11 protein-coding genes and 1 pseudogene are annotated in these 11,841 nt (G+C 65.4%); 5 read left to right on the plus strand and 7 right to left on the minus strand.

The window, feature by feature from the left end:
- Positions 1–70 precede the first annotated feature (70 nt).
- The 4 genes from CVH10_RS16390 (at position 71) to CVH10_RS16405 (ending at position 3,865) form a co-directional block, all read left to right on the plus strand.
- Complete coding sequence (locus CVH10_RS16390) at positions 71–985, plus strand: DMT family transporter (RefSeq protein WP_035593676.1); 915 nt, start codon at positions 71–73, stop codon at positions 983–985.
- Positions 986–1,026: 41 nt separating this feature from the next.
- A complete protein-coding gene (locus CVH10_RS16395) occupies positions 1,027–1,293 on the plus strand; it encodes a DksA/TraR family C4-type zinc finger protein (RefSeq protein ID WP_035593679.1) in 267 nt (88 codons plus the stop codon).
- Positions 1,294–1,464: 171 nt separating this feature from the next.
- Entirely contained in the window at positions 1,465–3,054 is a 1,590-nt protein-coding gene (locus CVH10_RS16400) for a bifunctional GNAT family N-acetyltransferase/carbon-nitrogen hydrolase family protein (RefSeq protein WP_106489273.1), read from the plus strand.
- A 4-nt stretch (positions 3,055–3,058) separates the two neighbouring features.
- On the plus strand, positions 3,059–3,865 hold the full coding sequence (locus tag CVH10_RS16405) for a zinc-dependent peptidase (RefSeq protein ID WP_106489274.1): 807 nt from the start codon (positions 3,059–3,061) through the stop codon (positions 3,863–3,865).
- Positions 3,866–3,868: 3 nt separating this feature from the next.
- On the opposite strand, the gene CVH10_RS16410 is transcribed toward CVH10_RS16405, so the two are convergent.
- The 3 genes from CVH10_RS16410 to CVH10_RS16420 all read right to left on the minus strand — a co-directional run bounded on the left by CVH10_RS16410 (position 3,869) and on the right by CVH10_RS16420 (position 6,963).
- Positions 3,869–5,302, minus strand: coding sequence for an ATP-binding protein (locus CVH10_RS16410; RefSeq protein ID WP_106489275.1), 1,434 nt, complete (start codon positions 5,300–5,302; stop codon positions 3,869–3,871).
- Positions 5,299–5,961 carry a response regulator gene (locus CVH10_RS16415; RefSeq protein ID WP_106489276.1) on the minus strand — a complete coding sequence of 221 codons (663 nt, stop codon included), beginning with the start codon at positions 5,959–5,961 and terminating at the stop codon, positions 5,299–5,301. The genes CVH10_RS16410 and CVH10_RS16415 overlap by 4 nt, the downstream gene beginning before the upstream one ends.
- Before the next feature lie 132 nt (positions 5,962–6,093).
- The gene (locus CVH10_RS16420; RefSeq protein WP_106489281.1) at positions 6,094–6,963 is read right to left on the minus strand and encodes a LysR substrate-binding domain-containing protein; all 870 of its coding nucleotides are present in this window, start codon (positions 6,961–6,963) and stop codon (positions 6,094–6,096) included.
- Positions 6,964–7,070: 107 nt separating this feature from the next.
- Between CVH10_RS16420 and CVH10_RS16425 the strand changes: the two genes are divergently transcribed.
- Complete coding sequence (locus CVH10_RS16425) at positions 7,071–8,240, plus strand: TauD/TfdA family dioxygenase (protein WP_106489277.1); 1,170 nt, start codon at positions 7,071–7,073, stop codon at positions 8,238–8,240.
- A gap of 332 nt (positions 8,241–8,572) precedes the next feature.
- Here the strand turns inward: CVH10_RS16425 and CVH10_RS16435 are convergent, their stop codons facing one another.
- The 4 genes and pseudogenes from CVH10_RS16435 to CVH10_RS26550 form a co-directional block, all read right to left on the minus strand.
- Positions 8,573–9,466 carry a tetratricopeptide repeat protein gene (locus CVH10_RS16435; protein ID WP_369335835.1) on the minus strand — a complete coding sequence of 298 codons (894 nt, stop codon included), beginning with the start codon at positions 9,464–9,466 and terminating at the stop codon, positions 8,573–8,575.
- 105 nt (positions 9,467–9,571) lie between these two features.
- On the minus strand, positions 9,572–10,465 hold the full coding sequence (locus tag CVH10_RS16440) for a tetratricopeptide repeat protein (protein ID WP_369335836.1): 894 nt from the start codon (positions 10,463–10,465) through the stop codon (positions 9,572–9,574).
- Positions 10,466–10,570: 105 nt separating this feature from the next.
- The gene (locus CVH10_RS16445; RefSeq protein WP_369335837.1) at positions 10,571–11,464 is read right to left on the minus strand and encodes a tetratricopeptide repeat protein; all 894 of its coding nucleotides are present in this window, start codon (positions 11,462–11,464) and stop codon (positions 10,571–10,573) included.
- Positions 11,465–11,621: 157 nt separating this feature from the next.
- A pseudogene (locus CVH10_RS26550) lies at positions 11,622–11,841 on the minus strand (sel1 repeat family protein); the annotation flags it as partial.

Consider the following 11,841-nt stretch of genomic DNA (forward strand, 5'->3'; position numbering starts at 1 on the left):
CGACGGCCTTATTATCGAAGGCTCATCTTCAGGCCGCTCACGACCGCCCTTTCATCGACGCGAGGATGCCATGTCACCGTTCGTCTTCCTGCTGCCGCTCGGCGCCGTGCTGATCTGGTCGGGCAACATGACCATCAACCAGCTGACCGTCGGCGCCATCGCCCCCAGCAGCATCGCCTTCCTGCGCTGGCTGCTGGCGCTGGCGGTGATGACGCCCTTCGTCGCCCCCGCCGCCTGGCGCCATCGCGCCATCATCCGCCGCGAATGGCCGAAACTGGCGACGCTGGGCCTGCTGGGCATGGGGCTGTGGCAGGGCCTGGCCTACGTGGCCGCCGAGACCACCTCGGCCACCAACATGGGCATCCTGGCCGCCATGGTGCCGCTGATCACGGTGCTGCTCAGTGCACTGATCCTGCGCGAGCCGCCCAGCCTCGGCGGCGTGGCCGGCGGGGTGCTGGCGCTCGTCGGCGTCAGCGTGCTGCTGGGCCAGGGCGACCCGCTGTCGCTGCTCGACCTCGAGGTCGCCACGGGCGACGCCCTGATGGTGGTGGCCGCGACCTGCTATGCGCTCTACGGCGTGATGCTCAAACGCTGGACGATCGACCTGCCGCCCTGGGTGCTGCTCTACGCCCAGGTGGTCTTCGCCGTGCTCCTGCTGCTGCCGCCCTACCTGGCGGGACCGATGACGCCGGTCAGCGCCGACAACCTCGGCCTGATCGTCTACGCCGGGATCCCCGCCTCCATCGTCACCACCTACCTGTGGATGCACGCCATCCGCCGCATCGGCGCCAACCGTTCGAGCATCTTCATCAACCTGATGCCGCTGTTCAGCGCCATCATCGCCATGCTCGCACTGGGCGAGACCGTCTCCCGCTTCCACTTCCTGGGCGGCGCCCTGATACTGGCCGGCGTGGTGATGGCCCAGACCCTGACCCGGCCGCTGGTGCGCCGCGAGCTGCCCACGGCGAGCCGCGAGACGCACTAGGCGGCCGCACGACAACACGCACTGCGAACGAGGAACACGAGATGGCCGGAGGCTGGTCGAAGGACGGCGACGTCCAGCAGCAGATCGACGACAGCGTGCAGGACGAGCTGGAGCGCGCCCGGCGCGCGATCCCCCGCGGCGAGAGCGCCCATGAATGCGACGAATGCGGCGACCCGATTCCCGAGGCACGGCGCCAGGCCGTGCCCGGCGTGCGGCTGTGCCTCGCCTGCCAGGCCGAGCGCGACAGGCGTCAGGGCCCGGGCGGCGGCTTCAATCGCCGGGGCAGCAAGGACAGCCAGCTGCGCTAGACGGTGCACGAAAGTGTCTGCGCGCCACGACGTCTCGGTCCATGCCGGGAGCGCTGGAGCGCGGTATCGCCCACTCTTACCGGCGGCGCCTGATCCCCACTACGCCTGTCGGCCCGAGGGCAAGAGGCTGCTAAACTGCGGCTTTCGTTCCCCGACCGGAGAGTCCGCGGCATGTCCCTCGATGATCTGCATCTCAATCTGCGCAACCTGACGCAGGACGACTACCCGCAGCTCAAGACGCTGATGGACGCCGTCTATCACGACATCGGCGGCGCCTGGCCCGAGCACACCATCGACAAGCTGATCGAGGAATTTCCGGACGGCCAGATCGCCATCGAGGACGACGGCCGGCTGGTCGGCGTGGCCCTGACCGTGCAGGTCGACTACGACGAGTTCTCCAACCCCCACCAGTACGACGACCTGATCGGCCAGCGCGAGATCATCCTCAACGACGCCGAGGGCGACGCCATGTACGGCCTCGACGTGCTGATCCATCCGGACTATCGCGGCTATCGCCTGGGCCGGCGGCTCTACGAGGCGCGCAAGGACCTGTGTCGCTCGATGAACATGCGGGCGATCCTCGCCGGCGGCCGCATCCCCCAGTACCACCAGTACGCCGACGAGCTCTCGCCGGCGGAGTACATCGACAAGGTGGCGCGCAAGGAGATCCACGACCCCATCCTGTCGTTCCAGCTGGCCAACGACTTCCAGGTCAAGCGCCTGCTGCGCAAGTACCTGCCCGAGGACGAGAAGTCCCAGGGCTACGCGACTCTGCTCGAGTGGAACAACATCCTGTTCGAACCCGCCGAGCGGGTGCTCGAGAGCCGCCGCACCCAGGTGCGGGTCGGCGCCGTGCAGTGGCAGATGCGCGAGTTCGACTCGGTGGAGGCGGTGCTGCAGCAGGTCGAGTACTTCGTCGACGCCCTGGCCGACTACCAGAGCGACTTCGCGGTCTTCCCGGAGCTGTTCAACGCCCCGCTGATGGGCCTGCAGGACCGCGCCGCCCAGCAGGACCAGATCGCCGCCATCCGCTTCCTGGCCGGCTTCACCGAGCGCTTCAAGACCGAGCTGTCGCGCATGGCCGTGGCCTACAACATCAACATCGTGGCCGGCTCGATGATCGAGTTCGGCGAGCAGGACCGACTCTACAACGTCGCCTACCTCTGCCACCGCGACGGCTCCGTGGAGCGCCAGGCCAAGCTGCACATCACCCCACAGGAGCGCCGCGACTGGGTGATCGAGGGCGGCGACGAACTGCAGGTGTTCGAGACCGACGCCGGTCGGGTCGGCATCCAGATCTGCTACGACGTCGAATTCCCCGAGCTCTCGCGGCTGCTGGCCGAACAGGACATGGACATCCTGTTCGTGCCCTTCTGGACCGACACCAAGAACGGTTACCTGCGGGTGCGCCACTGTGCCCAGGCCCGGGCCATCGAGAACGAATGCTACGTGGTGCTGTGCGGCAGCGTCGGCAACGTGCCGTCGATCGAGAACCTCGACATCCAGTACGCCCAGTCCTCGGTGTTCTCGCCCTCGGACTTCTCCTTCCCCCACGACGCCGTGCTGGCCGAGACCACGCCCAACACCGAGATGATCATGTTCTCGGACCTGGACCTGACCCGGCTCACCGTGGTGCGCAACGAGGGCTCGGTGACCAACCTCAAGGATCGCCGCCAGGACCTGTTCGACCTGCGCCTGCGCGACTGGTCGTGGAAGTCCGGGGGCCGGCCATCCGCGGGCCGCGACGTGGACGAGAGCTGAGGCCGTGCTGGAGCGCCTGAGGCGCTGGCGGGCGGCCCGCTTCGAGGCCCGCCACCCCTTCCCCGAGGCCGAGTGGCAAGAGGCCCGGGCACGGCTGCCGCTGCTCGCCGCCCTGCCCGACGCCGCCGCCGAGCGCCTGGGCCATCGCGCCTGGCGCTTCGCCCATGCCAAGCGGCTGAGCCGCCATCCCGAGCTCGACCCGGCGATCGACTTCGACGTGCCGGCGCGGCTGGCCATCGCCGCCCAGGGCTGCCTGCTGACCCTGGGCTGGGACGACGCCACCCACCGCGAGGCCTTCGCCGGCCTGCACGAGATCCTGATCGTGCCCGACGCCTTTCATCGCCGGGTGGAGGAGATGGACGAATTCGGGGTGATGCACGAATACGACGACGAGCGCGCCGGCGAGACCTCCCACCAGGGGCCGGTGGTGGTCGCCTACCCGGACCTGATGGAAAGCGGCCGGCTCGACGGCTTCAACGTGGTGATCCACGAGCTGGCCCACAAGCTCGACATGGCCAACTCGCTGGACGCCGACGGCTTCCCGCCGCTGCCGGCCGACATGACCGCGCAGGACTGGCATCGCGTGTTCACCACCGTGTGGGACGACCTCCAGGCGCATCTCGCCCGCGGCGAGGCCACGCCCATCGACGACTACGCCGCCAGCCACCCGGGCGAGTGCTTCGCGGTGAGCTGCGAGTACTTCTTCGCCGCCCCCGCGGCGCTGGACGCCGCCTATCCCGAGCTCTACGGCCTGCTCGGCCGCTACTTCCGCCTCGATCCGCTGTCCTGGCACTCGCCGTCCTCCGACTGACCTCTACGCTTTGCCGCGCCCGTTCCCGCCGCCGAGCGCCGGCACCCGGGTCGGCCAGCGCAGCGCGGCCTCGAGGCCGTGCGGGTGGCAGTTGCGCAGCGTCAGTCCGGCCTGCTGGCGCTCGGCCAGCTGCTGCACGATCGCGAGCCCCAGGCCGCTGCCGGTGGTGCGCTGGTCCGCGGCGCGGCGGAAGCGTTCGGTGATGGTGGCCAGCACCTCCTCGGGAATGCCCGGGCCGCTGTCGCGCACCGCCAGCACGGCGCTGTCGGCGGTCTCGGAGAGCGTGATCGCCACCTCGCCGTGCTCCGGCGTGTAGCGCAGGGCATTGTCCAGCAGGTTGCGGATCAGGATGCCCGCCTCCACCGGATCGGCACGCACCCACAGCGCCTGAACGCCGTGCAGGGTCATCTCCTGATGCCGGGCCTGGGCCCAGGGCCACAGCTCGGCGACCAGCTCGAGCACCAGCGGATAGAGATCGATGTCGCGGGTCTCGCGGGCCTCGCGGCGGTCCAGCCGCGCCAGCACCAGCAGCTGCTCGACCACCCGCTGCAGCCGTTCCACGCCGCGACAGGCCTTGTCCAGCGAGTCCCGCTCGCCGGCCCGGGCGTTGTCGAGGTGGATCTTCAGCCCGGCCAGCGGCGTGCGCAGCTCATGGGCGGCATCGGCGGTGAAGCGCCGTTCGCGCTCGAGGGTCTCGCGCAGGCGGGCGATGAAGTCGTTGAGGGCCTCGCGCAGCCCCGACAGCTCGCGGGGCACGCCGACGTCGATGAAGGCCAGGTCGCGGTCGTCGCGGCCGGCCACTTCCCGCGACAGGGTGCCGATCGGGATCAGCCCCCGGCGCACAATCCAGCCCATGGCGACCAGCAGCAGCGGCAGTGCCAGCAGCATCGGCACCAGGTTGCCGAGCGCCACCTTGCGCTCGAGCTCGTGCATGAACTCGATGCTGACCCCGGAGCGAATCCACAGCCCGCTGTCCTCGTCGAACATCGAGAACACCCGCCAGCGGCCGCCGTCGTACTCGGCCCAGGCGTAACCCTGCTCCTCGGGCGGCGGGAAGGGCCCGGCCCCGCTCCAGGGCGCGCCCGTCAGGTACGGGCGGCCGTCGCGGTGCCAGAAGCCCAGCGACAGCTCGCGTTCCTCGTGATGATAGAGCGCCGCCCCCCGGCCGGCGGCCTCGAGCGGCGCCTCGCCATCCGGATGGAAGCTCGCGAGGCGCTTCGGATGGCTCATGCGCTCGGCGATCCGGCGATAGGTGGCCTCGGAGTCATTCGGACCGATCAGGCTGGCCACCACCCGGTTCTGCAGGCTGAGCTGGGCGTCGAGGATCTCCTCGGTCTCGTGGGCGGTGATCAGGTAGGCGGCGGTCACGGTGAGCAGCGTCACCCCGGCGAGGACCAGCGCCAGGGTGCGGCTCAGATAGCGGCGAATCGACCTCATGCGTCACCGGCGTTCAGCCGATAGCCGACGCCCCGGATGGTGGTGATCAGGCCCTTGTGGAACTTCTTGCGCAGGTGATGGATATGCACCTCCACGGCGTTGGAAGCCACTTCCTCCTCCCAGCCGTAGAGCAGGTTCTCCAGCCGCGGCCGGGTCATCACCCGGTCGGCGTGGCGCGCCAGCTCCAGCAGCAGCGCGTACTCGCGGCGCGTCAGGGGCATCTCCTCGCCCTGCCAGATCACCCGATGGCGGGCCTCGTCGATGCGCAGCTCACCCACGTCGAGGAACTGCGAGGCCCGTCCCTCGGCGCGGCGCATCACCACCCGCAGGCGGGCCAGCAGCTCGGCGAGGTCGAAGGGCTTGAGCACGTAGTCGTCGGCGCCGCCGTCGAGCCCGGCCAGGCGTGAGTCGATGTCATCACGGGCGGTGAGGATCAACACCGGCAGCGAGCCGCGGCCACGCACCGCCTCGAGCACCTTCATGCCGTCGACGTCGGGCAGGCCCAGGTCGAGCACCATCACCGAGAAGTCGTCGTAGCGGGCCGCGGCCATGGCCTCGCGGCCGTTGTCCATCCAGTCGACGGCATAGCCCTCGCGCTGCAGCGCGGTCTTGATGCCGTCGCCCAGCAGCGGGTCGTCCTCCACCAGCAGCACGCGCATGCGCCTCTCCTTTGCCTGTCCCGGTCGCGACTCGTGCCGCCATTGTCCGGGCGATGTCTTAAGCCTTGCTTAAGCTCCCCGTTCAAGACTAGCGCACCTCTCGGCCTGCCGAGTCAGTCGGCGATACGGTGCTTAATCGCCCAGCCCCTGCGCCAGCCAGCCCCACAGTCGCTCGGCCTCCGGGCGCGGCTGGCGCCGGGCCGGGCGCACCAGCCAGAAGCCCTCGTCGCTCTCCACCGGCAGCTCGAGGGCCACCACCAGATCGTCGCGCTCCTCGACCAGCCGCCGATGGGTCAGGGCGATGCCCGCGCCACGGGCCGCCAGCGCCAGGGTCATCATCTGGTTGTCGCAGGACAGCGCGGCACAGCGCGATTCCAGCCCCGCGGCGCCCACCGCCTCCAGCCAGGCCGGCCAGCCCACCGCGAAACCCACCGCATGCAGCAGGGTATGGCCGGCCAGGTCCGACGGCGTGGCGAAACGCTCGGCCAGCGCCGGCGCGCATACCGGCACCATCACCGCCTGACCCAGCGACAGCGCCTCCACGCCCGGCCAGTCGCCGCGGCCGTAGCGGATCTCCAGATCGGCGCCCTCGGGGCCGAAGTCATCCGGCCAGATGGCGCTGACCAGGCGCAGTGCGATCTCAGAATGCGCCTCGCGGAAGGCCGCCACCCGCGGGGCCAGCCAGTTCTGCTGCACCACCGGCGTGGTGCGCAGGGTCACCGGCGACTCACCGGGCTCGCCGAACACCTCCCGGGTGCCCTCGGCCAGCCGCGTGAAGGCGTCCTGCAGGCTCGGCAGCCAGGCCTGGCCCGCCGGCGTCAGACTCAGGCTGCGCGGGTGGCGCACGAACAGTCGCTGGCCCAGGCGATCCTCGAGCAGGCGAATGCGCTGGCTGATCGCGGCCTGGGTAACGCCGAGCTCGTGGCCGGCGGCGGTGAAGCTCAGGGTGCGGGCGGCGGCCTCGAAGGCCTGCAGCCACAGCAGGGGAGGAAGGGGCTTCATGGAAAAGTCTGACATAAATTTTTTGGGGTCATAGGCGCCAGATTAATCGTTTGTCGCGCCTCCGCCCAGCCGTCACCATTAGCGCATTAACGACGGAGGAGCCGATCATGACCGATACGCCGACCGCCGAGGCGCGCCCCAGCGTGCCCATGGCCGAACTCGACGACCACGCCGGCGGCCCCGGTCTGGTCGAGGCCAGTGCCGCCGGCGCCCGCCTGACCCTGACCTGGGAAGACGGCGAACGCGCCGCCTTCCCGCTGACCTGGCTGCGCGACCACTGCGCCTGCGCCGAGTGCCGCCATCCGATGACCCGCGAGCGCCTCTACATGGGCCTCGAGGTGCCGGACACGCCCGAGGCGCGCCTCGAGGACGGCAACCTGACGCTGACCTGGGCCGACGGCCACGTCAGCCGCTTCGACGCCGGCTGGCTGCAACAGCGCCGCCCCGGTCAGGCACGCCCGGATGCCGTGCCGACCCGCCGGCCCTGGCGCGAGGACTTCCGCCCCGTGCGCGTCGCCCACGCCGACTTCGTGGCCGGCGCCGAGGGCGAGCGCGCCTGGCTGACCGCCCTGCTGCGCGACGGCCTGGTGCTGCTCGATGACGGCCCGCTGGCCGACGAGGAGGTCAGCCGCCTGGCCGGTCGCATCGGCCCGCTGCGCGCCACCAACTTCGGCGCCCGCTTCGACGTGCGCTCCAAGCCCAACCCCAACAACGCCGCCTACACCGCCATCGGCCTGGCGCTGCACACCGACCTGCCGAACTGGCGCCATCCGCCGGACATCCAGCTGCTCTACTGCCTGGAGAACGACGCCGAGGGCGGCGAGTCGACCTTCGTCGACGGCTTCGCCGCGGCCGAGGCCCTGCGTCGCCAGGAGCCGCAGGCGTTCCGCCGCCTCGCCGAGACGCCGATCGACTTCCGCTTCCAGGACGAGGAGCACGACATCGTGCTGACCGCCCCGCTGCTGTCGCTCGATGCGGCCGGGAACGTCACCGAGGTGCGCCTCAACAACTGGATCCGCGACACCCTTCGCCTGCCGCTGGAAGTGATCGACGCCTGGTACGACGCCTACCGCGCCTTCTGGCAGCTGACCCAAGCCCCGGAAAACCGGCTCGAATTCGCCCTGGCCCCGGGCCAGATGGTGGCCTTCGACAACCGCCGGGTGCTGCACGGACGCCTCGCCTTCAACCCGGAGAGCGGCCGGCGCCATCTCCAGGGCACCTACCTGGACCTCGACATGTGCGAGTCGCGCCTGCGGGTGCTGGCGCGCGACACCTGATCCGACTGCCAGGCGTCGCGATACGACACCGATAAAGAGCCCGCAGAGCGGCACAGGATAGTGCTGCTCTGCGGGCTCTTGAGGTCTGCGTCTCAGATTCAGGGGGTGTAAGCTGACAGGGACATGCCAGCCAATAAACCTACCTGGCCTCGACATTGCCGGCCTCGGCGGCCTGTTCGAGATAGGGCAAGGCCGTCGTTGAGTGTTGGATATTCTAGAGACGCATGCCCTCATCTTTGGCGGCCTGAACCTCGGGCTCGAGGGCCGAGGCCAGCAGAGGACACGCCAGCCATGCCAAGGTCAGCAGGGCTGTGAACCATGATCCCCGCATCCTAGAAGCCAAAACGGGGTGGGAAGTTCGAAAGAGGGGGCTCTTTATCGACCCACTCTCTTGCTAGCACCTTGGCTTGCTCAATTTCCTCAGGGGTTAATTCGTCTTTGTTACGCCTCATTGTACTTTTTGCAGAATGATATCCCGTCTCTTCCACCATAGCTAAAAGAATGGCCCAACCAAGAACGACATCTTGTTCGTTCTGACACCTTTCGGCATCAGGTTCGGAATTTAGTTCTTCTGGATTCAAATAACACCACCCGACCCCAAAGCGCTCTTCTGTATGACCATTGTCAGAAGCTTTTACCGTCCATTCCCAAGCCTTCTCAAATTCTTCTTGTTTTTCCAGCACTCCTGCTAAGTCACTCATTGCGGGCACGTATCCTTGATCAGCCGCACGCCTAAACCACTCTTCGGCCGCCTCTAAACGCCTGGACTCCAGAAAGTACCAGCCTTGGCCGCCGCGAATATTCATTCCCAGTCGCGTCTGGGCTTCGGGATTCCCTGCGTCCGCTGCTTTTTCCAGCCATTCGACACCCTCTCCGCTGTCGTCCATCAGGCGATAGATATGGTAGAGCGCCAGCATTGCGTCGGTATCGCCCGCTTCGGCCTTGGGCAGCGTCTCGGCGAGCGCCTGCTCGCGCCAGCCATCGGCGTCCTCGGGGCAGTAGTCCCCCGCCACGCAGGCACCGCCCTGAAACAGGCGCAGCATGGCATAAGGGTCACGATGTTCAGCAGCCTTCAGATACCAGTCCAAGGCATCGCGGGTCATCCCCATATGGGTTATGCGGTGGGATTCACCCAGGTAATACATCGCTTCCACATCACCTGCTTCGGCGGCTGGCTCTAGCTTAGGAATAGCATCGACGACATAACCTAGGCTGTAGTCGATCATGCCTTCATCCTTGGCGGCCTGAACCTCGGGCTCGAGGGCCCATACCGGCAACGAGAGAAACATAAGGCCGCCAAGCAATCTGCCTAAGACTTTTTTCCTCACGATCTAGAACCCATATCTGGGGGGAAATTTGGAAAGAGAAGGCCCATGGTTCAGCCACTCTTCTTCGGATAGAGCTTCGGCTTCCTGACGCTGTTCATATGTTAATAGATCGCCACTCATTTCCATAAGACTCTCGGCCTGTTGATTATCTATCTCCTCTACCATTGCATAAAGAATCGCCCAACCCTTTACCTTGTCCTGTCCGGCAAAACATACGCCCCCGCCAAGCTCTTTATATTCTGCGGGGTTAAGATAACAATAGGCGACACCAAGCATTGGACCTACCATTCCAGACTCAGAAGCACTGACCTTCCATTCCCAAGATTCTTCCGCCTCACCTTTGTCACTCAAAACGCCGGATAGCGTTAGCATCGCCGGCACATATCCTTGGTTCGCCGCATCTCGAGCCAGTGTTTCGGCGGCTTCGAGTCGCCTCCCATCCGACCAATAGAAGCCATACCCATCCTGGATCATCTTGACCAGACGATCTTGGGCCTCAGGATTACCAGCTTCTGCGGCTTTCTCCAGCCATTCATTGCCTTCATCGCTATCGTCCAGGGCACCATAAATGTAATACAGCGCCAGCATGGCCTCGGCATCTCCCTCCTCGGCGAGAGGCAACTGTTCATCACGCGCCTTTTCGCGCCAGCCCTCGGCATCCTCGGGGCAGTAATCACCAGCAACACAGGCACCACCACCCCAAAGTCGCAGCATGGCGTAGGGTTCGCCCTGTTCAGCGGCTTTCAGATACCACTCCAAGGCATCGCGGGTCATTCCCATATGGGTTATGCGGTGGGATTCACCCAGGTAATACATCGCTTCCACATCACCTGCTTCGGCGGCTGGTTGCAGCTTGGGGATGGCATCGACGACGTAACCTAGGTTGTAGTCGATCATGCCATCATCCTTGGCGGCCTGTGCCTCGGACTCGAGGGCCCATACCGGCAACGATAGAAACATCAGAACACCAAGCAATCTGCCTAAGACCTGCTCCCTCACGACTTAGAACCCATATCTGGGGGGGAATTTAGAAAGAGGAGGCCCATGGTTCAGCCATTGTTCTTCTGCAATTTCTTCTGCCTGCTGGCGCTGATCATAGCTGAGAAGATCTCTATTACGGGCCATAATCGACTCAGCGGTATTGTCGTTAACCTCTTCATCTACTGCATAAAGAATAGACCAACCTTTCATAACATCTTGATCGACAAAGCACCCTCCTCCTTCACTGCCATATTCTTCTGGATTAAGGTAACACCACCCAATTTTCAAGCGCGCACCGCGCGATCCACCCTCGGATGCCTTGACCAACCACTCCCAAGACTCTTTTTCTTGACCTTTATCACTTAAAAGACCAGACAAGGTATGCATGGCAGGCACATACCCTTGTTCAGCTGCTCCTCGAGCCAATTTTTCAGCCGCTTCGAGGCGACCTTCATCCGACCAATAGAAGCCATATCCATCTTGAATCATCTTGGCCAGACGATCCTGAGCCTCAGGGTTACCGGCTTCTGCGGCTTTCTCCAGCCATTCATTCCCTTCATTGTTATCGTCCAGGGCGCCATAAATGTAATATAGCGCGAGCATGGCCTTGAGATTGCCAGCCTCGGCGCGGGGCAATTGCTCGGCTAGTGCCTTTTCGCGCCAGCCCTCGGCATCCTCGGGGCAGTAATCACCAGCAACACAGGCACCACCATCCCAAAGTCGCAGCATGGCGTAGGGTTCGCCCTGTTCAGCGGCTTTCAGATACCAGTCCAGGGCTGCTCGCGTCATATTCATCATGCGCTGACGACGCTCCGCCTCTCCCATGTAGTACATCGCCTCAACATCACCGGCCTCGGCGGCCTGTTCGAGATAAGGCAAGGCCGCCGCCGAATGCTGGATATTGTAGAGACGCATGCCCTCACCTTTGGCGGCCTGAACCTCGGGCTCAAGGGCGAAGGCCGACAGAGGGGATACCAGCCATGCCAAGAGAAGTAGAGCCGTGCACAATGATCGCCGCATCCTAGAAACCAAAACGCGGGGTAAAGTTAGAGAGAGGAGGTTGCTTATTTAGTCATTCATCGGCTATAGATTTAGCTTCTTCACGCTGTTCATTCGTTACTTGATCGCGACGGAGTCGCATACTTCTCTCTGGTGAAGGGCCACCTACCTCTTCATTAATGGCATATAGAATTGCCCAACCTATAACAGGCTTTTTCTCGGTTTTGCAGCGCGGTGAGGCATCCGGATTCAGGTAGCAGTTCGCTAGCCATTTACGGCCGTTAAGATCTCCA

The organism is Halomonas sp. ND22Bw, assembly GCF_003011945.1.
GTDB classification, from domain to species: Bacteria; Pseudomonadota; Gammaproteobacteria; order Pseudomonadales; family Halomonadaceae; genus Halomonas; species Halomonas halophila.

Coding starts and splice junctions, on each gene's coding strand:
- CVH10_RS16390 (WP_035593676.1), top strand. CDS start 71: ATGTCACCGTTCGTCTTCCTGCTGCCGCTCGGCGCCGTGCTGATCTGG.
- CVH10_RS16395 (WP_035593679.1), top strand. CDS start 1,027: ATGGCCGGAGGCTGGTCGAAGGACGGCGACGTCCAGCAGCAGATCGAC.
- CVH10_RS16400 (WP_106489273.1), top strand. CDS start 1,465: ATGTCCCTCGATGATCTGCATCTCAATCTGCGCAACCTGACGCAGGAC.
- CVH10_RS16410 (WP_106489275.1), bottom strand. CDS start 5,302: ATGAGGTCGATTCGCCGCTATCTGAGCCGCACCCTGGCGCTGGTCCTC.
- CVH10_RS16415 (WP_106489276.1), bottom strand. CDS start 5,961: ATGCGCGTGCTGCTGGTGGAGGACGACCCGCTGCTGGGCGACGGCATC.
- CVH10_RS16420 (WP_106489281.1), bottom strand. CDS start 6,963: ATGAAGCCCCTTCCTCCCCTGCTGTGGCTGCAGGCCTTCGAGGCCGCC.
- CVH10_RS16425 (WP_106489277.1), top strand. CDS start 7,071: ATGACCGATACGCCGACCGCCGAGGCGCGCCCCAGCGTGCCCATGGCC.
- CVH10_RS16435 (WP_369335835.1), bottom strand. CDS start 9,466: ATGATCGACTACAGCCTAGGTTATGTCGTCGATGCTATTCCTAAGCTA.
- CVH10_RS16440 (WP_369335836.1), bottom strand. CDS start 10,465: ATGATCGACTACAACCTAGGTTACGTCGTCGATGCCATCCCCAAGCTG.
- CVH10_RS16445 (WP_369335837.1), bottom strand. CDS start 11,464: ATGCGTCTCTACAATATCCAGCATTCGGCGGCGGCCTTGCCTTATCTC.